The sequence below is a fragment of the Croceibacterium salegens genome (assembly GCF_009827435.1).
Lineage (GTDB): Bacteria > Pseudomonadota > Alphaproteobacteria > Sphingomonadales > Sphingomonadaceae > Croceibacterium_B > Croceibacterium_B salegens.
This window is the reverse complement of the sequence record NZ_WTYM01000033.1, coordinates 60,994-87,167: the sequence shown is the minus strand read 5'-3', so window position 1 is coordinate 87,167 and position 26,174 is coordinate 60,994. Positions and strand designations below refer to the sequence as shown.

At 65.6% G+C, this 26,174-nt stretch carries 25 protein-coding genes; 13 read left to right on the top strand and 12 right to left on the bottom strand.

From position 1 onward, the window contains the following. Positions 1–14: 14 nt before the first annotated feature. Complete coding sequence (locus GRI89_RS06440) at positions 15–830, top strand: sterol desaturase family protein (RefSeq protein WP_159793361.1); 816 nt, start codon at positions 15–17, stop codon at positions 828–830. Here GRI89_RS06440 and GRI89_RS06435 read toward each other — a convergent pair whose 3' ends face one another. After that, the gene (locus GRI89_RS06435) at positions 831–3,137 is read right to left on the bottom strand and encodes an ATP-dependent helicase (RefSeq protein WP_407924968.1); all 2,307 of its coding nucleotides are present in this window, start codon (positions 3,135–3,137) and stop codon (positions 831–833) included. A 112-nt stretch (positions 3,138–3,249) separates the two neighbouring features. Between GRI89_RS06435 and GRI89_RS06430 the strand changes: the two genes are divergently transcribed. Continuing rightward, positions 3,250–3,528 carry a hypothetical protein gene (locus tag GRI89_RS06430; RefSeq protein ID WP_159793359.1) on the top strand — a complete coding sequence of 93 codons (279 nt, stop codon included), beginning with the start codon at positions 3,250–3,252 and terminating at the stop codon, positions 3,526–3,528. 9 nt (positions 3,529–3,537) lie between these two features. Here GRI89_RS06430 and rsmD read toward each other — a convergent pair whose 3' ends face one another. Next, positions 3,538–4,083 carry a 16S rRNA (guanine(966)-N(2))-methyltransferase RsmD gene (rsmD, locus tag GRI89_RS06425; RefSeq protein ID WP_328598120.1) on the bottom strand — a complete coding sequence of 182 codons (546 nt, stop codon included), beginning with the start codon at positions 4,081–4,083 and terminating at the stop codon, positions 3,538–3,540. Then, complete coding sequence (locus GRI89_RS06420) at positions 4,080–4,841, bottom strand: pseudouridine synthase (protein ID WP_159793358.1); 762 nt, start codon at positions 4,839–4,841, stop codon at positions 4,080–4,082. The genes rsmD and GRI89_RS06420 overlap by 4 nt, the downstream gene beginning before the upstream one ends. Before the next feature lie 91 nt (positions 4,842–4,932). On the opposite strand from GRI89_RS06420, the gene GRI89_RS06415 reads away from it, so the two are divergent. Next, positions 4,933–6,270: an AmpG family muropeptide MFS transporter gene (locus tag GRI89_RS06415; protein WP_159793357.1), complete on the top strand. Its 1,338-nt coding sequence runs from the start codon at positions 4,933–4,935 to the stop codon at positions 6,268–6,270. Between the two features lie 6 nt (positions 6,271–6,276). On the opposite strand, the gene GRI89_RS06410 is transcribed toward GRI89_RS06415, so the two are convergent. From GRI89_RS06410 to purB, 8 genes are all read right to left on the bottom strand, one after another. Next, positions 6,277–7,575 carry a bifunctional folylpolyglutamate synthase/dihydrofolate synthase gene (locus tag GRI89_RS06410; RefSeq protein WP_328598119.1) on the bottom strand — a complete coding sequence of 433 codons (1,299 nt, stop codon included), beginning with the start codon at positions 7,573–7,575 and terminating at the stop codon, positions 6,277–6,279. A 222-nt stretch (positions 7,576–7,797) separates the two neighbouring features. Continuing rightward, positions 7,798–8,646: an acetyl-CoA carboxylase, carboxyltransferase subunit beta gene (gene accD / locus GRI89_RS06405; RefSeq protein ID WP_159793356.1), complete on the bottom strand. Its 849-nt coding sequence runs from the start codon at positions 8,644–8,646 to the stop codon at positions 7,798–7,800. A 139-nt stretch (positions 8,647–8,785) separates the two neighbouring features. Continuing rightward, positions 8,786–9,568 (bottom strand): tryptophan synthase subunit alpha, encoded by a 783-nt coding sequence (trpA, locus tag GRI89_RS06400; protein ID WP_159793823.1) that lies wholly within the window; start codon positions 9,566–9,568, stop codon positions 8,786–8,788. Between the two features lie 178 nt (positions 9,569–9,746). Further along, entirely contained in the window at positions 9,747–10,958 is a 1,212-nt protein-coding gene (gene trpB / locus GRI89_RS06395; RefSeq protein ID WP_159793355.1) for a tryptophan synthase subunit beta, read from the bottom strand. A gap of 89 nt (positions 10,959–11,047) precedes the next feature. Further along, positions 11,048–11,686 (bottom strand): phosphoribosylanthranilate isomerase, encoded by a 639-nt coding sequence (locus GRI89_RS06390; RefSeq protein ID WP_159793353.1) that lies wholly within the window; start codon positions 11,684–11,686, stop codon positions 11,048–11,050. A 58-nt stretch (positions 11,687–11,744) separates the two neighbouring features. Beyond that, complete coding sequence (pyrF, locus tag GRI89_RS06385; protein WP_328598118.1) at positions 11,745–12,419, bottom strand: orotidine-5'-phosphate decarboxylase; 675 nt, start codon at positions 12,417–12,419, stop codon at positions 11,745–11,747. Beyond that, positions 12,416–12,751, bottom strand: a complete 336-nt coding sequence (locus GRI89_RS06380) for a DUF1049 domain-containing protein (protein WP_159793351.1) — start codon at positions 12,749–12,751, stop codon at positions 12,416–12,418. Before GRI89_RS06380 ends, pyrF begins: the two co-directional genes overlap by 4 nt. 101 nt (positions 12,752–12,852) lie before the next feature. Next, entirely contained in the window at positions 12,853–14,163 is a 1,311-nt protein-coding gene (gene purB / locus GRI89_RS06375; protein ID WP_159793349.1) for an adenylosuccinate lyase, read from the bottom strand. Between the two features lie 159 nt (positions 14,164–14,322). Between purB and GRI89_RS06370 the strand changes: the two genes are divergently transcribed. Beyond that, positions 14,323–17,097 carry a DUF3857 domain-containing protein gene (locus tag GRI89_RS06370; RefSeq protein ID WP_159793347.1) on the top strand — a complete coding sequence of 925 codons (2,775 nt, stop codon included), beginning with the start codon at positions 14,323–14,325 and terminating at the stop codon, positions 17,095–17,097. 76 nt (positions 17,098–17,173) lie between these two features. Then, positions 17,174–18,820: an alkaline phosphatase family protein gene (locus GRI89_RS06365; RefSeq protein WP_159793345.1), complete on the top strand. Its 1,647-nt coding sequence runs from the start codon at positions 17,174–17,176 to the stop codon at positions 18,818–18,820. On the opposite strand, the gene radC is transcribed toward GRI89_RS06365, so the two are convergent. After that, positions 18,817–19,554: a RadC family protein gene (radC, locus tag GRI89_RS06360; protein WP_159793343.1), complete on the bottom strand. Its 738-nt coding sequence runs from the start codon at positions 19,552–19,554 to the stop codon at positions 18,817–18,819. The genes GRI89_RS06365 and radC overlap by 4 nt on opposite strands. A 35-nt stretch (positions 19,555–19,589) precedes the next feature. On the opposite strand from radC, the gene GRI89_RS06355 reads away from it, so the two are divergent. The 8 genes from GRI89_RS06355 (at position 19,590) to GRI89_RS06320 (ending at position 26,106) form a co-directional block, all read left to right on the top strand. Continuing rightward, positions 19,590–22,808: an intermembrane phospholipid transport protein YdbH family protein gene (locus tag GRI89_RS06355; RefSeq protein WP_159793341.1), complete on the top strand. Its 3,219-nt coding sequence runs from the start codon at positions 19,590–19,592 to the stop codon at positions 22,806–22,808. Positions 22,809–22,888: 80 nt separating this feature from the next. Beyond that, a complete protein-coding gene (locus GRI89_RS06350; protein WP_159793819.1) occupies positions 22,889–23,050 on the top strand; it encodes a YnbE family lipoprotein in 162 nt (53 codons plus the stop codon). An 11-nt stretch (positions 23,051–23,061) separates the two neighbouring features. Next, positions 23,062–23,454, top strand: coding sequence for a YdbL family protein (locus tag GRI89_RS06345; RefSeq protein WP_159793339.1), 393 nt, complete (start codon positions 23,062–23,064; stop codon positions 23,452–23,454). A gap of 189 nt (positions 23,455–23,643) precedes the next feature. Next, positions 23,644–23,955: an AtpZ/AtpI family protein gene (locus tag GRI89_RS18250; RefSeq protein ID WP_159793337.1), complete on the top strand. Its 312-nt coding sequence runs from the start codon at positions 23,644–23,646 to the stop codon at positions 23,953–23,955. 54 nt (positions 23,956–24,009) lie between these two features. After that, entirely contained in the window at positions 24,010–24,762 is a 753-nt protein-coding gene (locus GRI89_RS06335; RefSeq protein ID WP_159793817.1) for a F0F1 ATP synthase subunit A, read from the top strand. 33 nt (positions 24,763–24,795) lie between these two features. After that, a complete protein-coding gene (locus GRI89_RS06330; protein WP_159793335.1) occupies positions 24,796–25,023 on the top strand; it encodes an ATP synthase subunit c family protein in 228 nt (75 codons plus the stop codon). Between the two features lie 65 nt (positions 25,024–25,088). Continuing rightward, complete coding sequence (locus GRI89_RS06325) at positions 25,089–25,583, top strand: F0F1 ATP synthase subunit B family protein (RefSeq protein ID WP_159793333.1); 495 nt, start codon at positions 25,089–25,091, stop codon at positions 25,581–25,583. Further along, on the top strand, positions 25,576–26,106 hold the full coding sequence (locus tag GRI89_RS06320) for a F0F1 ATP synthase subunit B family protein (protein WP_328598117.1): 531 nt from the start codon (positions 25,576–25,578) through the stop codon (positions 26,104–26,106). The genes GRI89_RS06325 and GRI89_RS06320 overlap by 8 nt, the downstream gene beginning before the upstream one ends. The last annotated feature ends 68 nt before the right edge of the window (positions 26,107–26,174 follow it).

Sequence of the window (26,174 nt, the reverse complement as noted above, 5' to 3'; positions counted from 1 at the left end):
CTAGTCTGGCGCGCATGGAAGCGCTTTCTTCGCAAGCCTATGCCGTTGCGCTGGCCCTGTTGCCGGTAGCGGCCGCGTTTGCCCTCCTTTCGCTTGTGGTGAAGCGGCGCGGCGCTTTGCCGTCCCTGCGCAAGGCCGTTCCGGAGACGGTCACGAACCTGCTGCTGGTGGTACTCAACAGCGTCCTGCTGGCCGGGTTCTTTGCGCTGGTGACAGGCTCGCTGGAGACCCAGTTGCGCCTATTCCCCATGTTGGCGGATTTCTGGGTCGGCGTTCCCGAGATTGGACTCCTCCTCCTCGCGCTCCTCGTCGACGAATTCGTCGTCTACTGGCGCCACCGTGCCGAACATGTCCCGGCACTCTGGCCTATTCACGCCACGCACCATTCGGACGAGGCCATGACTTGGCTGACCTTGCTGCGGAAGCACCCGCTCAGCCACCTGTTCGGCAATATCGTCGACTCGATTCCGCTGATCCTGCTCGGTTTCCCGGCCTGGGCGGTGGTCGCCTCGTCGATTATCCGCACCTGGTGGGGCTACTTCATCCATGCCGACCTGCCATGGACCCTCGGCCCGGTCGGCAAGGTCCTGATTTCGCCCGCCGCGCATCGTCTTCATCACATCGACGACGAACTGCTGATGGGCCAGAATTTCGGTGGCTTCTTCTCGATCTGGGACCGGCTGTTCGGCACTTTCGACGACGCATCATGCCATCTCAATTGCCGCACCGGCATTGCCGGTGGCAGCCGCCTCTTCCTCGGAGAACTCGCGCGGCCGTTTGAAGCAGTCGCCAACCGTTTCAAGCGTCCGGCGGCTTCGCCCGCATCCTGATCAGGCGAGCGAAACGAAGCTGTCGATCACTCGCTTGGTGCCGGCCTGCTCGAACTCGATCTCGAGCTTGTTGCCTTCCTGGTCGATGACTTCGCCGTAACCGAATTTTTCGTGGAAGACCCGCGCACCGATAGCGATGTCGCTCCGTGGCTTGGCGGCGAAGCTGGCGGCGCTGCGGCCGGGTTCGGCGAGGCGCTTCGGCTTCGGGTCGTAACCGGTGCTGAGTGCGCGCTGCCAGCCCGGGCCCCGAGCCCCCGAACGCTCGGGTCGCGCTGCGCTGACATGGGCGAAGGGATCTTCACGCTCCGACCAGTTGGCGCGCCACAAGGAGGCGCCGCCGGACATGGTTGTTTCCACCTCGATATGGTCTTGTGGCAGCTCTTCGATGAAACGGCTGGGGATCGAGCTGGTCCACTGGCCGTAGATGCGACGGTTGGCGGCATGGATGATGGTGCAACGCCGCCGGGCGCGGGTGATCGCCACGTAGGCCAGCCTGCGTTCCTCCTCGAGGCTGGCGAGGCCGCCTTCGTCGAGCGCGCGCTGGCTCGGGAAGACGCCTTCTTCCCAACCCGGCAGGAACACGTTGTCGAATTCCAGCCCCTTGGCGGCGTGCATGGTCATGATGGTGACCTTTTCCTCGTCGCCGGCCGCATCGTTGTCCATCACGAGGCTGACGTGTTCGAGGAAGTCGCCGAGCGTCTCGTAGTCCTCCATTGCTCGCGACAGTTCGGTGAGGTTGTCGGCGCGCCCGGCGCTTTCAGCCGAGCGGTCGGCCTTGAGCATGGCGTCGTAGCCGCTTTCCTCCAGCACGGTGCGGAGCAGCTCGGACGGCGTGACCGTCTCGCTCATGTCCCGCCAGCGCAGGAAATCGCCCATCAGCGATGCGATTGTGGTGCGCGCCCGCGGTGGCAGTTCGTCGCTGTCCGCGAGTTGCAGCGAAGCCGCAGCCAGCGGCATCCCCGTGGCGCGTGCATGACGGTGCATCTGCTCGAGCGCCTTTGCACCGAGCCCGCGCTTCGGCTGGTTATAGATCCGCTCGAAGGCGAGGTCGTCCTGCGGCTGGGCGATGACGCGCAAATAGGCGAGGGCATCGCGGATTTCGGCTCGCTCGTAGAACCGGAAACCGCCGACGATCCGGTAACCGAGGCCGATCTGGATGAAGCGATCCTCGAACTCTCGAGTCTGGTATTGCGCCCGCACGAGGATCGCGACCTGTTCGAGGGGCGCGCCCTCGCGTTCGAGCCGTTCGATCTCCTCGCCGACCCGGCGCGCTTCCTCTGGCGCGTCCCACACGCCGATGACGCGAACCTTGTCGCCGCCATTGCGCTCAGTCCACAGCGTCTTGCCGAGACGCTCCGAATTGGCGGCGATCAGTCCCGAGGCTGCGGCGAGGATCGGCGGGGTCGAGCGATAGTTCTGCTCGAGCCGGACGACCTTGGCGCCCGGAAAATCCTTTTCGAATCGCAGGATATTGGCGACTTCTGCCCCGCGCCATGAATAGATCGACTGGTCGTCGTCACCGACCACGCAGATGTTCTTGCGCTCTTGCGCCAGCAACCGCAGCCACAGGTACTGGACGGCATTGGTGTCCTGGTATTCGTCGACGAGCACGTACTTGAAGCGCTGCTGGTACATCTGCAGCACCTCGCGCTCGGTGCGCAGGATGTTGAGCATGTGCAGCAGAAGGTCGCCGAAGTCGCAAGCGTTCAGGCTCTTCAGGCGCTGCTGGTAAAGGCCGTACATCTGCTGGCCCTTGCCGTTGGCATAGGCCTCGTTCTCGACCGCATCGAGGTCGCCGGGATTGAGCCCGCGGTTCTTCCAGCGGTCGATCAGCCCGGCCAGCTGGCGCGCCGGCCAGCGCTTCTCGTCAAGGTTCTGGTCGGCAATCAGCTGCTTGAGCAGGCGTAGCTGGTCGTCGGTATCGATGATCGTGTAGTTCGATTGCAGCCCGACAATTTCGGCATGGCGCCGCAACATCTTTGCGCAGATCGAGTGGAACGTGCCGAGCCACGGCATTCCCTCGACCGCCTCGCCGATCAGCTCGCCGACGCGGTGACGCATCTCGCGCGCCGCCTTGTTGGTGAAGGTGACGCACAGGATCTCGCTCGGCCAGGCGCGGCGGGTGCGGATCAGGTAGGCGAGGCGAGCGGTCAGGGCAGCCGTCTTGCCGGTACCGGCGCCCGCCAGCATCAGCACCGGGCCTTCGGTGGTAAGCACCGCCTCCTTCTGCGGCGGATTCAGCCCTTCGAGCCATGCCGGAGCATCGACGGAGAGGGCGTTTTCGGCAGAAGGAGAGGGCTCGGTCACGTGCGAACAGCTAGGGAACACGTGGCGCGCGCGCAAGCCCGCCGGTCAGCGGAACCGGTGCCGAGTAACGACGTTTGAACAACGGTGAGAATGCCGACTGAGGATTAGAATGATGAAACAGATGGTTCTCTTCGCGGCGCTGGCCGCAATCGCGATTCCGGCGTTGCCAGCGCAGGCTAAGGAAGGCGATGAAAACACCGTCAACGCCAAGGTCGTCGAACGCGATTCCAAGGGCAAGGCGACCAAAGTCGAGGTGAACGGTAAGGTCTATGCTGTCTGCTCGGGCACCGTGCAGGACGAATGCATCAACCCCCGGCAGGCCGGCCTCAACTTCGGCAACGAGCCGCTCGATCACTGGCCGGGCAAGCCAGCCAGCGAAGGCGGCAAGTAAGCCGAACGATCAGGACGGGAGGCGCAGCAGCGTCAGGCGTGCAGCGCCGACCGTCCTTTCGCTTTCAATTTCCAGACGCTTGACGTTCACAGGCTCGTCGCGGGCGGTTTCGAGCGCGATCCAGGTCGCGTTGCCAATCCATCCGAGGCGCACCAATTTGTCGAGCGCGACATTTCCGGCGCCGCTGCCGTAGGGTGGATCGAGCAGAACTAGGTCCCAGGGCTCCTTCGCCTGACCAAGCGAAAAGACAGACGTAGCGTTGACTGAGCATCGCTGCTGCGCGCGCAAGGCAGCGATATTTGCCCTCAGCGCCCGCAACGCCGCAGCGTCCTGCTCGACGAACAAGCATCGTTCAGCGCCCCGCGACAGGGCTTCGAGTCCCAGTGCGCCCGACCCGGCGAAAAGGTCAGCCACAGCGAGTCCCTCGAAGCTGCCGAGCCGGCTTGCGAGCATGCTGAACAACGTCTCGCGGGTGCGGTCGGCGGTCGGCCGTGTCGCTTCGCCCGGCGGCGCCTTTAGCAGGCGACGGCGCCATTCCCCGGCAATCAGTCTCACCGGCTGCCCTTCTTCAGCTCGGAAATGAAGCGCTCGACTTCGTGTTTCTTCAACTCATCGGCGGCCCCGCGCGGCAAGTCGCCGAGCACGAACGGACCGTAGGCCGTGCGCAGCAGGCGGCTGACCTTCAGGCCGAGGTGTTCGAGCACACGGCGGACCTCGCGGTTCTTGCCCTCGGTCAGCGTCAACTCGATCCACTGGTTGCGGCCCGTCCGGCGTTCGAGATTGGCGTCGATCCGGCCATAGTTCACGCCGTCGACGGTCACGCCTTCGATCAGGCTTTCGAGCTGGCCCTGGGTGATGTCGCCGAACGTGCGCGCGCGGTAGGTGCGCGGGACACCGCTCGACGGCAGTTCCATCGCCCGCTTGAGTTCGCCGTCGTTGGTCAGCAGCAATAGCCCTTCGGTGTTGAGGTCGAGCCTCCCGACGGGCATCAGCCGCGGTGCGTCCTGCGGCAGGGCGTTGCGCAGCGCCGTATAGATCGTCGGCCGCCCCTTGGGGTCGCGCTCGGCGGTCAGCAGGCCGGAGGGCTTGTGGAAGCGATAGAGGCGCGTGCGATCGGCCTTGCCGACCGGCTTGCCGTCGACAGTCACCCCGCGCAGGTGCTGCAGGATCGTTGCGGGGGTAGTGAGCTTCTCGCCATTGAGCGCGATGCGCCCGTCGGCGATCATCCGCTCGACCTCGCGACGGCTCGCTACGCCGGCCCGGGCGAGGAGCTTGGCAATACGTTCGCCTTCGGGCTTGTTGCTATCCGTCATGCCGCGCCACTAGCTGTTGATGCGCGGTTCATCCACCCTTCCCATGATGCAGCGGGACGCTAAGCAGGGGCTTTCGGGGAGAAACGTGTCCATGCGCGAGATCGAACAGACGCTGCCGTCGCAGGAGCGCAGCTTGTGGGGTTCGATCAAGCCTTACCTCGAAAAGGAATCGCTCGCAGCGTTCTTCGTCGGCGTTTCCAGCGGCTTTCCCTATGCGATGATCGCCGCGACGCTGACCACGCGGCTGGCGCAGGACGGGATCGAGAAATCGACCGTCACGGCATTCAGCCTCGCGTTCCTGGTCTACAACTTCAAGTTCCTGTGGTCGTGGATCATCGACGGTGTGCGAATCCCGGTGCTGGGCCGTCTGGGGCAACGCGTTTCATGGATGCTTGTCGCCGGCGTCATGGTCATGGCGGCGGTCATCAATCTCGCTCTGGCTGACCCCAACGCCGACATCGTGTGGATGGCGACGTCTGCCGTGCTGGTCGGGTTTGCCGGTGCGACATACGACATCGTGATCGACGCCTACCGGATCGAGACGCTCAAGCCCTACCAGCTCGGCGTCGGTTCAGGGATGAGCCAGTACGGCTGGCGGATCGGTTCTGTGGCGGCAGGCGCGCTGGCACTAGTGCTGGCAGCACGTTTCGGCTGGCAAATCGCCTACATGGCCTGCGCTGCCTTTGCGCTTCCTGCAATAATTACGGCGCTCGTCCTTGGCGAACCGGCGCGGCGTCGTCCGGCGGCGGAGCGCAAGGGCTTTGCGGAGATGTGGGCGGCGCTTGTCGGACCTTTTGTCGAGTTCTTCAAGCGCTCGGGCGCTTTGATCGTGTTGCTGTTCATCCTGCTGCACAAGATCGGCGACACGCTGGCCAACTTGACGTTCCGGCTGCTGTTCGACGACCTCGGCTACAGCAATGACGAGATCGCGCTCTACGACGTCGGCATGGGCTTCTGGGCCTACCTGATCGGCGTCTTCATCGGCGGCGTGCTCTATGCAAAGCTCGGGCTCAAGCGCTCGGTGTTCATCTCGCTGATCCTGATGGCGATCTCCAACCTCAGCTTCGCCATGCTGGCGGCCGCGGGACACAGCAACTGGGGCATGGCCGGGGCGATCGGCTTCGAGAACATCGCCTCAGGGTACGGCGGCGTCGTCGTCGTCGCTTACTTCTCGGCGCTGTGCGACCTGCGCTTCACGGCCTCGCAATATGCGCTCATCTCGGCCGCGGCGAGCATCGTTGGCCGGTTCCTGACCGGCACGACCGCCGGGGCGATGATCGAGACCTTCGGCTACGTGGACTTCTACATCCTCACGACCGTCGCCGCCTTGCCGGGCATCCTGCTGTTCTGGTGGATGATGCGCACCGGGCTGGTAGATGCGGCGATGGGCACTGCCGGCGAGACGAATGAGCGCGAAGTTTTCAAGTAGCGTCGTTCAGTCGGGGATCTCCCCGTTCGCTTCGAGGACCTTCCCGGCGAGGTAGAGCGATCCGGCGATCAGCACCGGCCTTCCGTCGGAGGGCAGGCCGCTCAGCGCTTCCTCGACGGAATCGGCCCATCTGGCCTTGCTGGCGTAGGCTTTGGCGCGGTGGCAGTCGCTGCCCTCGATCGGAACCGCGGTGATGCTGAGCAGGCGGCCGGCGAGCGGATCGAGGATGTTGTCCGGATTGCGGTTGGCCAGCATTCCGATAACGAGATGGATGTCCTGCCCGGCGAAGTGGCGGCCGATCGCCAGCCCGGCATCCGCGTTGTGTCCACCGTCGAGCCAGATTTCATGGCCCGGCGCGCGCGCGGTGAGCGGCCCTTCGACAAGCAGTTGAAGGCGCGCCGGCCACTTCGCCGTGCGCAGTCCCTCCGCCATGGCCTCGGGCGAGACCGACACCGCATCCTGATGCCGCAGCATCGCGACGGCGAGCGCGGCATTGTCGCCCTGGTGGCGGCCGGGCAGGGAGGGGAGGGGTAATTCCAACTCGCCCTTCGCATCGCGGTAGCGGATCGTCTCGCCGACATCGGCCCACCAGTCCTGCCCGCGCATGTGCAGCGGGGCCCCGGCGAAGTCCGCGCGTATGGCGATTTCGGCCTCGACAGCCGGATCGGGATAGCTCTGCGTTACCAGTGGCGATCCGGCTCGGGCGATCCCCGCTTTCTCGAAGGCGATGCGCACCATGGGTTCGGTCGGCGCGCCTTCCTCAGGTACCAGCAGGAAGGCCTCGTGATCGATGCCGAGAGTGGCGATGCCGCAGGCCGCGGGCCTGTCCATGACGTTGGTCGCATCGAACCGTCCGCCAAGGCCGACCTCGATCACACAGGCGTCGGCTGGATAGCGCGCGAAGGCGACGAAGGTGGCGGCGGTGGTGATCTCGAAGAAGCTCGGGTCGAGCCCGTCGCTGGCGTCGAGCACTTCCTCGAGCAGGCTGGCGAGCAATTCGTCGGACACAAGTTCGCCGGCAATCCGGATGCGTTCGTTATAACGCACGAGGTGCGGCTTGATCGCGGAATGCACCACCAGTCCCTGCGCTTCGAGCATCGCGCGCAGGTAAGCGCAGGTCGATCCCTTGCCGTTGGTCCCGGCGACATGGAACACCGGCGGCAGTCGCTTGTGCGGATCGCCGAGCCGCGCGAGCAGTTCGTGGATCGTCTCCAGCCCGAGCCGCCCCTGCGGCAGCGAGAGCTGCGACAGCCGGTTGAGCTGGGCCTGGACTAGCGGGTTGTCGGAGGTGGCGAAGTCTTTCACGTCATCACTCCGCGAAGGTCACACCCGGTTGACACTGTTGACAGTGTCCTGGGCAAAAACTCGGCACTCGCTATTTCTTCCAGACCCGGACGCGAAATGCCGTTGGGCGGCGAGGTGCAATTCAGGCGCAAGGAAGAAAGGAAGCAGCATCGAAATCTGCTCAGCACGATTGGACCGTTGTAGGAAAGTGGAAATGCGCGCTGTCGGCCGATCGGCCGCGTGTCAGGCCGCCTCTGCCGGAGCGAGATAGCCGAGCAGGTTCGCCAGCGTCGGGCGCAGGTCGCTGCGCTTTACGACCATATCAACCATGCCGTGTTCGTGCAGGTATTCGGCGCGCTGGAAGCCTTCGGGCAGCTTTTCGCGGATCGTTTCCTGGATCACCCGCTGCCCGGCGAAACCGATCAGCGCGCCCGGTTCGGCGATGTGCACGTCGCCGAGCATCGCGTAGCTCGCGGTGACGCCGCCGGTGGTCGGATCGGCCAGCACGACGATGTAGGGCAGGCCCGCCTCGCGCAGCCGCCGGGTCATGACCGTGGCGCGCGGCATCTGCATCAGGCTGAGGATGCCTTCCTGCATCCGCGCCCCGCCGGCGGCGGTGACGACGATGTAGCCGCACTTCTCGTCGAGCGCGCGCTGGGCGCCGTCGCAGAAGGCCTCGCCCACCGCCATGCCCATCGATCCGCCCATGAAGGTGAAGTCCTGCACACCGACCACGGCCTTCTTGCCCTCGATCGTGCCGACCGCGGCGGTGAAGGCATCGTTGTGCGGGTTGCTGGCGCGGGCCGCCTTGAGGCGATCGGTGTAGCGCTTGGAATCGCGGAACTTGAGCGGGTCCTCGCGCACTTCCGGCGCGGCCAGCAGGCGGTAGCCCGGATCGAGAATCTGTTCGAGCCGCACGTCGGCGCCGATGCGGCCGTGGTGCTCGCAGCGCGGGCAGACGTTGAGGTTTTCCTCGTATTCGCGGGTGAACAGCATCTCGCTGCAGCCGGGGCACTTGACCCAGAGGTTATCCGGGGTCTCGCGCTTCTGCATGAAGGGCAGCGAATTGCGAACGCGGGTGAGCCAGCTCATGGGACGGGCCTCTAGACTACTTGTTTCGTCATTGCGAGGGGCGAAGCCCCGCGGCAATCCAGGGCGGCTTGCGGGACGCTCTGGATTGGTTGGCCAAGGCCAGCTTCGCTTCCGCTACGCTCGCAATGACGAAGTTGTATCAATTTCTCGCTTCGTGCACCGCCGCGGCAAGCGCCGCGGAAAGCTCGCGCAGCTTCGCGGGTGCATTGGCCCCATGCTCGGCGATGATTTCCACCAGCGCCGATCCGACCACCACGCCATCGGCGACCCGGGCGATTTCGGCGGCCTGCTCGGGCGTGCGCACGCCGAAACCGACAGCAATCGGCAGGTCGGTCGAGCGCTTGATGCGGCTGACGTTGCTCTCGATCGATTCGATCGCCGCTTGCTGCTTGCCGGTGATCCCGGCGACCGCGACGTAGTAGAGGAAGCCCGAGGAGCCTTCGAGCACGGTCGGCAGGCGCGAGGCGTCGGTCGTCGGGGTGGCGAGACGGACCAGCGAAATCCCCGCCTCACGTAGCGCGGGGCCGAGGTCCGGGTCCTCTTCCGGCGCGAGGTCGACGCAGATTACTGCATCGACGCCGGCCCTGGTGCAGGCCTCGGCGAACCACTCCGGTCCGCGGCGGACCATCGGGTTGGCATAGCCCATCAGCACCAGCGGCACGTCCGGGTGGCGAGCGCGGAAGTCGGTCGCGATCCTCAGCACGTCGGCGGTCTTCGTCCCCCCGCCGAGCGAGCGCAGGTTCGCCGCCTGGATCGCCGGGCCGTCGGCCATCGGATCGGTAAACGGCATCCCCAACTCGATCACGTCCGCCCCCCCCGCGACCAGCGCGTCGAGATTGGCGGCGGTGTCGCCGTCGCCCGCGGTGATGAAGCAGACGAGGGCCGGGTGAGGCTTGGCGAAGGCGGAGGCGAGGCGGGTCATCCGAGCCACTTTGTGCGCCATTTGAGCATAGTGATAGCAATCGCAGCGACAATCATGACTGTGAGCTCGAGCCAGATATCGATCGGGCGTGAAACGAGCCAGAAGCCAACGACTCGGCACATCGCGAATATTAAGCTGTAAACGAGGCCAATGCGCAGAGCCTCTAAGAAGCTGCGCCTCACATCTCCACTCCCAGCGCCTCGGCAACGGTGAAGATGTCCTTGTCGCCGCGGCCGCACAGGTTGGCGAGGATCACGCTGTCCTGCGGCATCTCCTTCGCCCGCTTGACGATCGCCGCGATGGCGTGGCTCGGCTCGAGCGCGGGGATGATGCCCTCGGTGCGGCACAGGAGCTGGAAGGCGTCCAACGCCTCGTCATCGGTCACGGCTGTGTATTCGACGCGGCCGGTTTCCTTGAGCCAGGCGTGCTCGGGGCCGATGCCGGGGTAGTCGAGACCGGCGCTGATCGAGTGCGCCTCGGTGATCTGGCCGTCCTCGTCCTGCAGCAGGTAGGTCTTGTTGCCGTGGAGGATGCCGGGGAAGCCGCCGGCGAGGCTCGCGGCGTGCTGCTTGTCGAGCCCGTGACCCGCCGCCTCGACGCCGAGCATCCCGACGTCGGGATCGTCGAGGAACGGGTGGAACAGGCCGATGGCGTTGCTGCCGCCGCCGATCGCCGCGACGAGCAGGTCGGGCAGGCGGCCGGTGCGGGCGAGCATCTGTTCGCGGGCTTCCTTGCCGATCACGCTCTGGAAGTCGCGCACCAGCTCGGGATAGGGGTGCGGTCCGGCGGCGGTGCCGATGATGTAGAAGGTGTCGTGGACGTTCGCGACCCAGTCGCGCAGCGCCTCGTTCATCGCATCCTTCAGCGTCGCCGCGCCGCTGGTGACCGGCACGACCTCGGCGCCGAGCAGCTTCATGCGGAACACGTTGGGCTGCTGGCGGGCAACGTCGGTCGCGCCCATGAAGATGGTGCAGGGCAGGCCGAAACGCGCGCAGACCGTGGCGGTGGCGACGCCGTGCTGACCCGCGCCGGTCTCGGCGATGATGCGGGTCTTGCCCATGCGCATGGCGAGCAGGATCTGGCCGATGCAGTTGTTGATCTTGTGCGCGCCGGTGTGGTTGAGCTCGTCGCGCTTGAACCAGATCTGCGCGCCGCCAAGCTCTTCGGTCAGGCGCGGGGCGAAGTAGAGCGGGCTGGGGCGGCCGACGTAGTGCTCCAGCAGGTCGTCGAACTCTTCCTTGAAGCTCGGGTCGGCCTTGGCCGCGCGGTATTCCTTCTCGAGGTCGAGGATCAGCGGCATCAGCGTTTCGGCGACGTAGCGGCCGCCGAACTGGCCGAAGTGCCCGCGCTCGTCAGGCTGGGTGCGGAAGGAATTCGGACTATTCTCCATGGACTTCCCTTGCCGTTCGTGTCGAACGAAGTCGAGACACGATTGCTATGCCCCGCTTCATCCCGACTTCACGCGCCCGAAAGCGGAGATCAGGCTTCGCGCGCCGCTTTGCAGAATTGCCGGATGAGGTCCACATCCTTGACGCCCGGCGCGGTTTCGAGGCCCGAGGAGGCATCGACCAGCGGCGCGCCGGTGCGGGCGATGGCCTCGGCGACGTTTTGCGGCGAAAGCCCTCCCGCCAGGCCCCACGGAATCTGGTGCCGGAAGCCTTCCATGATCGACCAGTCGATCGCCGTGCCGGTCCCCCCGGGCATCTTCTGGGCTGGCGCATCGTACAGCATCCTGTGCACCGCATCCTTGTATTTCAGCGCGTTGGCGAGGGAATCCGCGTTGCGCACGCCCCAGGCCTTCCACACCTCCAGCGGAGTGTTGTTCTTGATCAGCGCGAGCCATTCGGGCGTTTCCAGCCCGTGGAACTGGATGATGTCCGGGCGAACCGCGTCGAGCACCCGGGCAGTCGGCTCGGCCTCCATGTTGACCACCACGAGCGCGACCTTGACCGACGGCGGCACCCGGCGGCGCAGCTTCACCGCCTGCTCGACCGTGACATAGCGCGGGCTCGGCTCGTAGAGATTGAGCCCGATGTGAGTCGCCCCCGCGTCCACCGCGGCATCGACCGTCTCGGGCGTCGACAACCCGCAAATCTTGATTTCGGTATCTTCGGACATGGCGGGGGTCCCTAGCGAACCATCCCCCATTCGTCATGCTGAACTTGGATGAGGAGCCTTAGAGCGTCGCCTCGATCTCGCGCGCCGCCAGTTCCGGGTCATCTGCGCGGCTGATCGGGCGGCCGATCACCAGCACGCTGGCGCCGTCGTCGCGGGCCTGGCGCGGGGTGACGACGCGCTTCTGGTCGCCGGTCGCCTTGCCCGCCGGTCGCAGGCCGGGGACGACGAAGAAACCGTCCTTCCACTGCTTGCGGACCCCGGCGACTTCGTGGCCCGAGCAGACGATGCCGTCGAGACCGGCCGCTTCGGCCAGCTCGGCGAGCCGCATGACCTGGTCGTGCGCACTGCCGGAGACTCCGGTGCGCAGGAGGTCGCGCTCGTCGAGGCTGGTGAGCATGGTCACCGCGACGACCTTGCAGCTATCCGCCGCGGCGGCCTTGGCGTCCTCCATCATCGCCCGCCCGCCGCTGGCGTGGATGGTGACGATCGCCGGTTCGAGCACGTGGATCGATTGCATCGCGCCCGCCACGGTGTTGGGGATGTCATGCAGCTTCAGGTCGAGGAAGATCGGCAGGCCGACATGGGCGATCTCGTGAACGCCGTGGTGGCCGTGGGCGCAGAAGAATTCGAGGCCGAGCTTGAAGCCGCCGACGTGCGACTTGACCCGTTCGGCCAATGCCTTGGCTGCATCGAGTTGCGGCAGGTCGAGGGCGAGATAGACCGGATTGGTCACTGACCCTCCGGCTTCAGGTCGCCAACGGGTTCCTCGCTCACCACCGGATCTGGGGGCGGCGTCGGAGTGGGCGCAACGGGTGTCGTCGAAGCGGTGCGCGCAGCAGTTTCGAGCGAGGTGATGCGGCGTCCGAGATAGAACTTGTTGGCGCGGTGCAGCAGCCACATCGGCACGAGGCCGAGCAGGAACGAGACGATCACCAATGCCGGGATCTTGGTTTCGAGGACCAGGTTTTCCCAGATCTTGATCGTCACCGGCTGCCAGTTGAACACCGTGAAGATGAGCAGCGCCACCAGCAGCAGCACCCAGACTATCGTGCGGACGATTTGCATTGGGCCTCGTCTCCCTAGTTCATGGTTGCCGCAAACCTAGGTGTAATACTGACGGAAGGAAAGTGCGGGTAAACCTGTCCCCCCGAAGGGTTATAGGTAGATCAGCCGAAGACCCTTTCGAAGATCTTGTCCACCGCCTTGAAGTGGTAATCGAGGTCGAACTTCTCTTCGAGTTCGCTGTCGCTGAGCGCGGCGGAGACTTCCGGATCGGCCTTGAGCAGGTCGAGCAGAGACAGCGCGCCGTCGGATTCCCACACCTTCATCGCGTTGCGCTGGACCAGGCGGTAGGCGTCGTCGCGGGTCAGCCCGGCTTGCGTCAGGGCCAACAGCACGCGCTGCGAGTGGACAAGCCCGCCCATGCGGTCGAGGTTCTTCTTCATGCGCTCGGGATAGACCAGGAGCTTGTCGATCACCCCGGCGAGACGGGCGAGGGCGAAATCGAGGGTGATGCAGGCATCGGGGCCGATGAAGCGTTCGACCGATGAGTGCGAGATGTCGCGTTCGTGCCAGAGCGCGACGTTCTCCATCGCCGGCATGGCATAGCTGCGGATGACCCGCGCCTGCCCGGTCAGGTTCTCGGTCAGGATCGGGTTGCGCTTGTGCGGCATCGCGCTCGAGCCCTTCTGGCCCGGGCTGAAGTATTCCTCGGCCTCGAGCACCTCGGTGCGCTGCAGGTGGCGGATTTCGACCGCGAGCCGTTCCATCGAGCTGGCGATGACCGCCAGCGTGGCGAAGAACATGGCGTGGCGGTCGCGCGGGATGACCTGCGTGGAGACTGGCTCGACCGCGAGGCCGAGCCGCTCGGCGACGTGTTCTTCCACCGCCGGGTCGATATTGGCGAAGGTGCCGACCGCGCCGCTGATCGCGCAAGTGGCAATTTCCGCGCGGGCGTTGACGAGGCGGGCGCGGGCGCGGCTGAATTCGGCATAGGCCTCGGCCATCTTGAGGCCGAAAGTTACCGGCTCGGCATGGATGCCGTGGCTGCGGCCGATGCTGGGCGTGTACTTGTGCTCCATCGCCCGGCGCTTGAGCGCGGCGAGCAGGGCGTCGAGGTCTTCGAGCAGGATGTCGGCCGAGCGGGCAAGCTGCACTGCCAGCGTCGTGTCGAGCACGTCGGAGCTGGTCATGCCCTGGTGCATGAATCGCGCCTCCGGGCCGACCTGCTGCGCCACCCAGTCGAGGAAGGCGATGACGTCGTGCTTGGTGACGGCCTCGATAGCGTCGATGGCGGCGACGTCGATCTTCGGATCGGTCTTCCACCAGTCCCACAGAGCCTTGGCCGCACTGGCCGGGACGACGCCGAGCTCGCCGAGCTTGTCGGTCGCATGGGCCTCGATCTCGAACCAGATGCGATAGCGCGCTTCCGGCTCCCAGATGGCGGTCATGGCGGGGCGGGAATAGCGGGGGACCATCGGGGACTCCGGAGCGGACGGGATGCCGCAGCCGCTAGAAGCAGCGCGCCGCGATAGCAAGGTGCAGGTGCCGAAGGAAATGCGTTTGCATTGCCGGCGCGGGCATGGTTTTGTGCCCGCCTATTTGCGGTCAGGGCCGCATGAAGGGGCGCTCAAATAATGTACAAGCACCTGTTTTTGCTGACTTCTGCGGCAATCACGGCACCTGCGATGGCGGGCGAGGAACCGCTGTACCAGCCGGCCCCGGCCTGGGTTTCGGTAAAGCCGCTGCCGGCCGATACCAAAGGCCCGACGATCGTACTCTACGACGACGAGCGGCGCCTGGTCGAAGGGACAGTCACCAACTACACCGATCGCGCCCTGCGGGTGGACAATCCGCAGATGCTCAATACCCTCGGCACGATCCAGGCGCCGTGGCTGCCCGACAAGGGCGACCTGATCATCCACCGCGTGGAAATAATTCGCGGCGCCGAGACGATCGACGTGCTGGCCCAAGGCTCCAAGTTCGACGTCCTGCGGCGCGAACAGCAGCTCGAACAGCGCACGCTCACCGGGGCGATGACCGCGACTATGACCGTGCCGGGGCTGCGCGTCGGCGATATCCTGCGCGTTGCCTACAGTATGACGGTTTCCGACCAGACTCTGGGCAAGGAAGTGCAGGCGGTCGTCCCGCTGATCGCCGCCCCGGTCGACGCCAAGTCGGCCAGTGTGCAGCTGTCGTGGCCGGTGGGCTCGGACATCCGCTGGTCGACCACGCACCCGCTCCACCTGCCCGAGCCGGTCGCAGCCGGCGGGTTCGAATCGATTACTGTGATGCTGCCTCTGGCCAAGCCAGAGGACATGCCTGGCGACGCGCCCGCGCGCTTCAAGCTGCCGAACATTCTGCAGGCCGGCAGCTTCGCCGGCTGGCAGGAAGTCTCCAGCGTCATGGCCCCGCTCTATGCGACCGATGGGACGATCGCTGCGGACAGCCCCCTCGCCGCCGAAGTGGCGAAGATCGTCGCCGCGAGCGACGACAAGATGACGCGCATGGCCGCAGCGCTGCGACTGGTGCAGGACGAGGTGGCCTACCTCGCCGTTGGGATGGAAGGCGGAAACTATATTCCGCAGAGCCCGGCGGACACCTGGCAGAAGCGCTACGGCGACTGCAAGGCGAAGACCCTGCTGCTGCTCGCGCTGCTGCACGCGATGGACATCAAGGCCGAGCCCGCCCTGGTCAGTTCGGTCGCAGGGGATGCGGTGTCCGAGATGCTGCCGATGCCGGGCGCGTTCGACCACATCATCGTCCACGCCACGCTCGGCGGAGAAGAATACTGGCTCGACGGCACGGATTCGGGCGCGACGCTGGCGACGCTCAAGGCGGTCCCGCCGTTCCGCAATGCCTTGCCAGTGCGGGCTGAGGGCGCCGGACTTGTGGCGATGACGCCGCGCCGGAGCGGACAGTTCGACCGCAGCATCAAGATTACGTATGACAATCGCCCCGGTCTCGACCTGCCGATGTTGTTCGACGCCGAGTGGACGGTCGGCGGATCGTTCGCCGGCACATTGCGCGCGCTTATCGATCAGGCCGGCAAGGACCAGATGGACGACCTGATCGCGGGATTCGTGGCTTCCTCGATCGGGCCTACTCAGGTCATCGAAGGATCGATGACATTCGATGCCGCCAACAACCGGGCCATAGTCAAAGTGAAAGGCCTGATGACCACGCTCTGGCGCTGGGATCGCGGGCAGGGCAAGCGCCAGTTGAACCTCGTGACAACCGGCTTCGAGTTCAAGCCCGACCGATCGCGCAAGGCGTGGAGTGAAATCCCGGTCGAGCTCGACGGACCGTCGGCACAGATGAACGAGGTGACGATCCTGCTCCCCGATACGGAGGGGAAGTTCGAACTCGAAGGCAAGACCACGCTTGACGAGGACATTGCCGGGACGCACCTCGAACGCAGCGCGAAGATCGAGGGCAATCGCTTCTTCGTGACCGACTTCGCCACTTCGCAGGGCGGGGAACTCCCCGCCGACCAGGCGATGGCCGAGCGTTCGCGCGCCAGTCGCCTCGGCTCGCTCGCGCTCACGCTCGAAGCACCGCGTGACGTTTCCCGGCGCTTCGAATTCGCCGGCAAGAGGGACCGTTCGCGATTGGCGCCGATCGAGCAGGCTTACGCCAAACTGATCGAAAGAAAACCGGACGACGCCGACAACTACCTCAACCGCGCCCGCTTCCGCAGCGGCACCTATGATCGCGATGGTGCGTTGGCCGACATGAACAAGGTAATCGAACTGGCGCCCGACACGCAAGCCTATTGGACACGGTCGGGGCTACTGCTGGACCTCGGACGGCTCGACGACGCCCTGGCCGATGCCCGCGCGGCATCCGACCTTGATCCCTCGGTCGGCTCGGCGATTTACGAGGCGCAGATCCTGGCCGAACTCGATCGGGTCGATGAGGCCATCGCCATTGTCGAGAACCTCGACGGCGACGCCAACGAGCGCCAGTCGATCGGAATGGAACTCAGCGATCTCTACGCCCAGGCCGGGCGCAAGGACGATGGCTTCGCAAAGATCGAGGACCTGCTTGCCGAACGCCCCGGCGACCCGACCATGCTCAACGCGCGGTGCTGGTTCAAGGCAAGCTGGAACTACCAGCCCGACGACCTCGCGCAGGTCTGCACTCGCGCTGTGGAGCAATCGAGTTGGTCGCCGCCGGTGCTCGACAGCCGGGCGATGGCCTACTTCCGGCTCGGCCGCCTGCAGGAAGCGCTCGACGACATCGATGCTGCGCTGCTGTCTAGCCCCGAGCTCAGCCCGACGCTCCTGATGCGCGGAGTGGTGCGCAAGGCGATGGGCGACAAGAAGGGCTCCGACGACATCGCTGCCGCACTGGCCCGCGATCCCTCGCTGGAGCGCAAGTACGCCCATTATGGAATCAGCGTGCGGTAGGCTAATCGCCTGTCACACAAGTGCTCGAAATCTCGGTTATCGGCTGCGGCACCGTCGCATTCGGAGGGTTTGATTCTTGGCCTTCTTACGCAAGCTTGCCGCCTCGGCGCTGGCTTCAATTGGCCTACTGGCAACAGGTCCGGCGCTTGGCGATGAGGGCGATCCGCCCAAGCTGATCGTCGCCATTGTCGTCGACCAGTTCTCCGCCGCCGAATTCGCGCAGTACCGCGAGCACTACACCGGGGGCCTCAAGCGGCTGACCGAGGGGGCGGTGTTTCCTTCGGGCTACCACGGCCATTCCGCGACCGAGACCTGCCCGGGCCATGCGGCGATCATGACCGGGGCGAACCCGGCGCGCAGCGGAATCGTCGGCAACTATTGGATCGACCAGGGCATCGCCCGCGCGGACAAGGAGGTCTACTGCGCCGAGGACGAGAGCGCTCCGGGGACCGATCACTCGCGCTACGTCGAATCCTCTCAGCACCTGCTGGTGCCGACGCTCGGCGAACGCATCCACGGAGTCGAGCCTGCATCGCGCAATGTCGCCGTATCGGGCAAGGATCGCGCCGCGCTGATGATGGGCGGCAAGGCGATCGACGCAGCCTATTTCTGGAAGAAGGGCCAGTTCGTGACGCTGCCCGGCAAGCCGGTCGATCCGGTCGTAGCTGAGGTCAACGCCCGTCTCGCCCTCGAGTTCGCCGCTCCCACGGAGGACGTGGCGGTGCCGGAGTGGTGTCGCGATCTCGAACGGGCGATCCCGGTGAACGATGTCCTTTCGGTCGGCACGGGGCATTTCGCGCGGCCGGGCGGCAATGACGAGAACTTCAAGACCAGCCCTGCGTTCGACCGCTGGACCATCGAGGTGGCCGAGAAGCTCGTCGATACGATGCGGCTGGGGCAGGGCGCGGCAACCGACGTGCTGAGCCTGAGCCTTTCGGCCAACGACTACATCGGCCACGCCTACGGCACGCAGGGCGTCGAAATGTGTATCCAGCAGGAAGCGCTCGACCGCTCGCTTGCCGGCATGTTCGATTTCCTCGACGCCAGGAGCATCGACTATGCCGTGGTGCTGACCGCCGACCATGGCGGGCAGGACCTGCCGGAGCGCATCGTCATGCAGGGCGATCCGACGGCGAGCCGCAGGGATCCCGGGCTCAGCGCCCGCGATGCCGGATCCGCCGTCGCTGCCGAGCTGGGGCTGGATGCCACGCTTCCAGCTCCGCTGCTCGGTGGTCCGACCGGCGACTACTACGTCAATCGGGCGCTGCCCGCCGATGTGCAGGCGAAGGTGAAGGCGGCGGCCATCGCAAAGTTCAGGGCTTCCTCGCAGGTTGCGGCGGTGTTCGATGCAGCCGAACTGGCCGCCCGTCCGGTGCCGACCGGGCCGGTCGACGAGTGGACGCTCGAAGACCGGGCACGCGCATCGTACTACGCGCCTCACTCGGGCGATTTCGTCGTGCTGCTGAAGTCGAGCGTCTCGTCGATTGCACGCCCGGTGAAAGCCTCGGTCGCGACGCATGGGTCGCCGTGGGACGTCGACCGCCGCGTGCCGATCCTGTTCTGGCGCAAGGGCATGTCCGGGTTCGAACAACCGCTCGCGGTGCGCACCGTGGATATCGTGCCGACGCTGGCGGCGCTGGCAGAGGTGGCTATACCTGCCGGCGAGATCGACGGCCGCTGCCTCGACCTCGACGCCGGGCCGGGGACGACCTGCGATCCCTAGATAAGGCCCTTGGCCCTGAGGCTGGTGTGCCCCTCACTGCCGATGATCACGTGGTCGTGGACGACGATGCCGAGCAGCCTCCCTGCCTCGGCAATGCGCTGGGTGATCTGAATGTCGGCGCGGCTTGGCTCGGGATTGCCGCTCGGGTGGTTGTGGACGAGGATCAGCGCGCTGGCCCCGACTTCGAGGCCCTTCTTGACCACCTCGCGCGGATGGATCGCCGCTTCGTCGATGGTGCCTTCCTGCGCCAGGTGGTCGAGGATCAGGCGGTTGCGCGCATCGAGATAGAGGATCCGCACCCGCTCGATCGTCAGGTGCGCCATGTCGATCGTCAGATAGTCGAGCAGCGCCTGCCAACTGCCCAGCACAGTCTTCTCGCGCACCTTGGAGCGCGCCATTCTCCGCGCGGCGAACGCCACGGCCTTGAGCGCGGCGGCGCTGGATTCGCCCACGCCGTCCACCTCGGCAAGCGCATGGTGATCGGCCTTCAGCACCCCGGCGAGCGAGCCGAACCGGGCGAGCAGCGCCTTGGCCGCCGGCTTGGTGTCGCCGCGCGGGATGGCGGCGAAAAGCAGGTATTCGAGCACTTCGTAATCGGCCAGCGCCTCGGACCCGCCGTCGAGCAGCCGCTGGCGCAGCCTGGCGCGATGCCCGGCACCATCATGCGCAGTCTTAGTGACTGATTCCGGCTGATTTCGCGACACGCCGACCCTTTCCCCGTGCGAATGCCGCATTGCCTTTACCACGCGCCTCGCGCAAGTGTGCGGCAATGGCCGAGGACGCTGCGACCTCCCCCGACCCGGGCGAGCCGGGACCCCGGCGCTCGTTCTGGCGGCGCTGGATTATCTTTCCGTTCCTGCTGATCCTAACGCTCGCGTTCATAGCATTTTGGGTCCAGCGCAAGGACATCGCCGATAACGTCATTGCCTCGGCGCTGGCGAGCAAGGGCGTGCAGGCGACCTACGAGGTTGAGCGCATCGGCGGGCGGAGGCAGGTGCTGAAAAACATAATCATCGGCGACCCGACCAGGCCGGACCTTACGGTCGAACGCGCTGAAGTCGTGATCCGCTACCGCCTCGGCCTTCCGGGTGTCGCCAGCCTGAAGTTGGTCAGGCCCCGGCTGTTCGGCACCTACTACGGCGGCAAGCTGAGTTTCGGCGCACTCGACCCGCTGGTCTTCAGCGGGTCCACCGAGCCGTTCGAATTCCCCAACATGACGCTCGACCTCGTCGACGGGCGTGCGCTGCTGGAGAGCGAATTCGGACCCATCGGCATGAAGGCGGAGGGGAAGGGCCACCTGCGCGGCGGCTTTTCCGGCAAGTTGGCAGCAACCGCACCGAGACTGGCGGGCGCGGGGTGCGACGCGAGCAGGGCCACTCTCTACGGAAGCATCGGTATCGATGCCGAACGGCCCCAGTTCCAGGGGCCGCTACGCCTCGCCGGGCTGACTTGCGTCGATGCTGGCGTGGACCTCGCCGAGACGGCCATCAGCGCTGACCTGCGCCTCGACCGCGATATGGCCGGGATCGAAGCAGGCCTGATCGGCCAGACACACGGCGCAAAGCTCGCTGCCGTCACGCTCGAATCGCTGGTCCTCAAGGGCAAGGCAATCTTCCGCGATGCCGAACTGACCGCGAGCTACGATGTCGGGACCGAGAACGTGAACCATCCGCAGGCCAGCCTGGCGGCCTTTACGGCCAAGGGTACGGTGCGCGCCGGCGACAGGTTCGACTGGGTGCGCGTGGACGGCGAATTTGCCGGGAGCGGCATCAAGCCCGGATCGGCGCTCGACAAGACGCTCGCCGACATGGCCAAGGGTGCGAACGAGACATTCGCTGCCGCCTTGCTGCGCAAGCTGCGCGGCGCGATCCAGCGCGAGGCTCAGGGCAGCACGCTGTCGGGGCTGGCCGAAGTGCGCCGCACCGGCGACGTGCTCGCCGTCGTCATCCCGGAGGCGCAGGTCAGCGGCGGCACCGGCGAAAAGGTGCTGGCCGTCTCGCGCCTCCAGTACGGTGCATCGGGTGACGGCACTCCCCGCATCGCGGGCAACTTCTCGACCGGCGGGCACGAGATGCCGCGGATCGAGGGTCGCATCGAACGCCGGGGCGGGTCCGACTTCGCCGCGCGCCTGACCATGGCCGAGTATTCCGCCGAGGGAGGCAAGCTGGCGATTCCCGGACTGTCGCTGGTTTCGAGCGACGACAAGGTCGGCTTCGCGGGTCGCGCGCTGATGAGCGGCGAGCTGCCTGGAGGCTTTGCCCGCGATCTCGAGGTTCCGCTCAATGGTAACTGGTCGTCCGCCGGAGGGCTGGCGCTGTGGCGCGATTGCACCGACCTGCGCTTTGCCGCGCTGCGCTTCGCCAACCTTGAACTCGACCGGCGCAGCCTGAAGCTGTGCCCCGCGCGTGGTCAGCCGATAGTGCGATACGACGGACGAGGACTAAAGATCGCCGCGGGCGCGCCGTCGCTCGACGTCAGCGGCCGGCTCGGACAGACCCCGATTGCGATCGCCAGCGGCCCGGTCGGCATCGCCTATCCGGGCACCATCGCCGCGCGCAGCGTGCGCGTCTCGCTTGGGCCGCGCGATACGGCCTCGACCTTCGCGCTGAGCAACCTTTCTGCCAATGTCGGCAAGGGGGCCTCGGGAAGCTTCGACGGCACCGACGTAAAGCTGTTCGCCGTTCCGCTCGACCTGCTCGATGCCAGCGGCAACTGGTCCTATTCGGGCGGTGTCCTGCGTATCTCCGACGGCGCGTTCCGCCTGATCGACCGCCAGAAGGAGGCGCGCTTCGAACCGCTCGTTTCGCGCGATGCGACGTTGTCGCTCGAAAACAACGTTATCCTCGCCAACGCCGAAATGCGCGAACCGGCGTCGGGTCGCACGGTCACCATAGCCTCGATCCACCACGACCTTGGCACCGGGCGCGGTTTCGCCGACCTCGCCGTGCCGGGCATCGTCTTCGACAGCGGATTGCAGCCCGAGGCACTGAGCCATCTCGCGCTCGGCGTGGTGGCCAATGTCAACGGAACGGTCACCGGTTTGGGCCGGATCGACTGGGACGAGCTGGGCGTCACCAGCGCGGGCAGCTTTAGCAGCGATTCGCTCGATTTCGCGGCCGCCTTCGGCCCGGTGACCGGCGCTTCGGGCACGGTCCGCTTCACCGACCTGCTCGGCCTGACGACGGCGCCCGACCAGCGCTTCAAGATCAAGGCGATCAACCCCGGAATCGAGGTATACGACGGCGAAATCGGCATCGAGGTCAGGAACGGCGAAGTCCTGGCGGTCACCGGCGGCACCTGGCCGTTCATGGGCGGCACGCTGACCCTGCGCCCGGTGGCGCTCAACATCGGCGTTTCGGAGGAGCGGACTTACGTTCTCGACATCAAGGGGCTCGAGGCTTCGCAGTTCGTCCAGCGCATGGACCTCAGCAATATCAGCGCCGACGGCGTGTTCGATGGCAGCCTGCCGCTGGTGTTCGATACCGAGGGCAACGGCCGCATCGTCAACGGGGAGCTGGCTGCGCGCGGGCCCGGCAACGTCTCCTACGTTGGCGCGCTGACCTACGAGGACATGGGGGCGATTGCCAATTTCGCCTTCGATGCGCTCAAGTCTCTCGACTACGACCACATGACCGTGGTCATGAACGGGCCGCTAACTGGCGAGATCGTCACCCAGGTCCGCTTCGAGGGCGTGCGGCAGGGCGAGGGCGCGAAGAAGAACTTCATCACCCGCAGGCTCGGCAACCTGCCGATCCGCTTCGTGGTCAATATCCGCGCCTCGTTCTACCAGCTGCTCTCGAACCTGAAGTCGCTTTATGACCCCTCGGCCGTGAAGGACCCGCGCGATGCCAGCGTCGGGCTGCTCGACAAGGACGGCAATGTCATTAGACGCCCGCCCGCGAATCCACCGATGCCGGCGCCGCCGCCCGGCAACCAGACCGCCAATGAACCGCCCATTCAGCGCCGCGAAAGCGAGGTAACCCCATGATAGCCGTGTATTTGACCAAAGGTGCCTGTCCGGCGCATAAGCCACCGATGTACGGGGGTTTGCGGACATGCACTGCGGCGATGGTGGTGCTGGGCTCGATGCTGACGGGCGGCTGTATCTCGGTCAACGCACCGAGCGAGCCTATCGTCATTGAGCTCAACATCAACATCAAGCAGGAAGTTATCTATCGCCTGGCCGAAGACGCCGGGAACACGATCGACGAGAATGCGGACATCTTTTGATGGAGAATGGCATGCACACCGGTTTTAATCGCGCCACGCTGGCCCTTTCCGCGGTCGCGCTGACCCTGACGGGCTTTGCCGGGCCGGCCTTTGCCCAGCGTGACCCGGCTTACGAAGCGGCGCGCGCATCGGGCAAGATCGGCGAAAAGATGGATGGCTACCTGGCGATCGTCGGTGCCGGGGACGCGACGCTGCGCCAGCTCGTCGACGACCTCAACATCAAGCGCCGCGCGGTCTATGCCGACAAGGCCAAAGCAGCCTCGGCTACCCTCGAGGAATACGCCTTCACCGCCGGTTGTCTTGCAATTGCCCGTACCGCCCCGGGGGAAAAGTACCAGGCGCCCGATGGTTCGTGGCAGACCCGCGGCAACGGACCTCCTGTGCGCGATCCGCGCTGTCCGTAAGGCGTACATCATTGAATAGGCTTGCGCCGCCTGCCGGCTTCTGACCGGCAGGCGGCGCTGTCGTTTTTGCACCGCGGCAACCGCGGTTGACTCGGCCTGCCAGCCCCCCTAATGGCGGCGCGTCGTCGGCCGGGGGCAACTCTGGCCGCGAATTTCATTGCAACCCCTGCGCGAGGCAAAAGCTTCATCGTGGCCAACGATCCCGATAACGCACCCATCGGCGAAGATCCTAAGATCGATTCGCTTGAGGAACGCATTGCCGCCGCGCGCAAGGCGGAAGACGAACGCGTCGCGAAAGAGCATGGCACGAGCAAGTCGGGCCCGGCGATCGGCATGCAGGTCGTCTCGACGATGGTCGGCTATCCGCTCGGCGGCATTATCATCGGCCTCGTGCTCGACAACGTCCTCGGCACCCTGCCGTGGCTCACCATCATCCTCATGTTCATGGCATTCGCCGGCGCGTGCATTCACGTCGTGCGGATGAACAAGAACGGCCAATAGGCTCCCAAGGACAGGAAAGACGACCAAGTGGCAGGTCCCGCCAAGATCGACCCGATGCACCAGTTCCAGATCACGTCGCTCGGCGGCGGAGAACTGCAGGCATCGCCGTTTATGTTCACCAATTCCGCGCTGTGGATGCTCATCGTCCTCGCGGTGATCGTGGCGTTCATGTGGGGCGGCACCAAGCGCCAGTTGGTCCCTGGCCGCTGGCAGACGGCCGTCGAGATGCTGACCGGCTTCCTCGAAAACGTCACCCGGCAGTCTATCGGCCCCGAAGGCCGCAAGTACCTGCCGTGGGTGTTTACCGCCTTCGTCTTCATCCTCGCCGCCAACTGGATCGGCGCCATGCCGTTCGGCATCGTCCCCGGCGCGCATCCGTTTACCGTCACTAGCCAGTTCACCGTGACCGGCACGATGTCGATCATCAGCTTCGCCATCGTCCTCGGCGTCGGTTTCTGGAAGCACGGGCTGCACTTCTTCAGCCTGTTCGTGCCCAAGGGAACGCCGTTTATCCTGACCCTGCTGATCGCGCCGATCGAGTTCGTCTCGTTCATGGTGCGCCCGTTCAGCCTCGGTCTGCGTCCGTTCATCGCCATGTTCGCCGGTCACATCCTCCTCGAGGTGTTTGGCAACTTCGTGGTGCAGGGCCTGAACGCTGGCGGTCCGATGGGCTACGGCATTTCGCTGCTCGCCTTCCTGTTCGTCGCCTTCGTCAGCGCGCTCGAGCTGCTGGTGGGTGCGATCCAGGCCTTCGTGTTTGCCCTTCTTACCGCGCTGTACATCAACGACGCGGTCAATCTTCACTAGTCTTTCAACGATTTATCCAACGGAGTTAACAAAATGGAACTCGCTTCTGCTCAGGTTATCGGTGCCGGTATCGCGGCGATCGGTGTCGGCGCCGCCGCTGCCGGTGTGGGCTTCGTGTTCGGTTCGTTCCTTCAGGGCGCGCTGCGCAACCCGGCTGCTGCCGGTAGCCAGACCGGTACGCTGTACATCGGCTTCGCCGCGGCCGAACTGCTCGGCCTGATGGCGTTCGCCGTCGCGATGATCATCCTCTACGCGCGCTGATCCAGCCGGCCCGGCGGCAAGCGCCGCCGGGTCCTGACAGCGAATTTTCGTGTAAAGGCCATCCGATGCCCCAACTTGCGCAACTTGCCCTCGTCTATCAGTCGCAGTGGTTCTGGCTGCTGATCGTGCTTGGCGTGATCTACTTCTTCGTTGGCCGCGGGATCGTCCCCAAGGTAGAGGAGACGGTGGACCAGCGCGACGCACAGATCGCCGCCGACCTCGCCGCGGCCGAGCACCTGCGTGCGGAAGCCGCCACGGCCGAAGAAGCCTGGCGCGCGACGATCAACGAGGCGCATGCCGAAGCCCAGGCGGTCACCGCCAAGGCCAAGGAAGAAGCTGCCAAGGACGCCGACAAGCGCGTCGCGGCTGCCGATAAGCGTCTTGCCAAGAAGCTCGACGAGGCTTCTGCCGCACTCGACGAGGCGCGCCGTTCGGCCCTGACCGAAGTCGAAGCCATGGCCGCCGATGCGACCCGTGAAATCGTCGCCAAACTGACCGGTTCGAAGGTGGATGATGCCGCCGCTCGCACCGCCGTTGCGGAAGCCCTGAGCCGTGCTTGAGATTCTCGCCCACGCCGCCACCGAAGCCGAACACCACGTCGAGCCGACCGCGTTCGGTATTTCGCCGGGCGGCTATGTCGCCCTGGCGATGATCATGGTCTTTGCGATTGCGCTCTGGAAGGGCGTGCCGGGGATTATCGCCGGCATCCTCGACAACCGCATTGCGGGCATCCGCAAGCAGCTCGATGAAGCCAAGGCGCTGCGCGCCGAGGCCGAGGCGCTGCGCGACAGCTACGCCAAGAAGACTGCCGACGCCGAAAAGGACATCGCAGCCCTGCGCGCCGGTGCCGAAAAGCAGGCCGCCGAGATCGTCGAGAAGGCCAAGGCCGACGCGACTGCGCTGATCGAGCGTCACAAATCGCTGGCCGAAGAAAAGATCGCCACGGCCGAGCGTAGCGCGGTCGAGGAACTGCGCGCAAAGGTCGCCAGCGCGGCTGCCGAGGCCGCCCGCAAGCTGATCGCCGCCAAGCATGGCGAGAAGGAAGACAGTAAGCTGGCCGACGAGATCATCTCGAACATTTGACCTCGGTCCGAAATTCGCAGGGCCGCGCGGCGCCATTGGCGCCGCGCGGCCCTGTCGTATCTGCACTC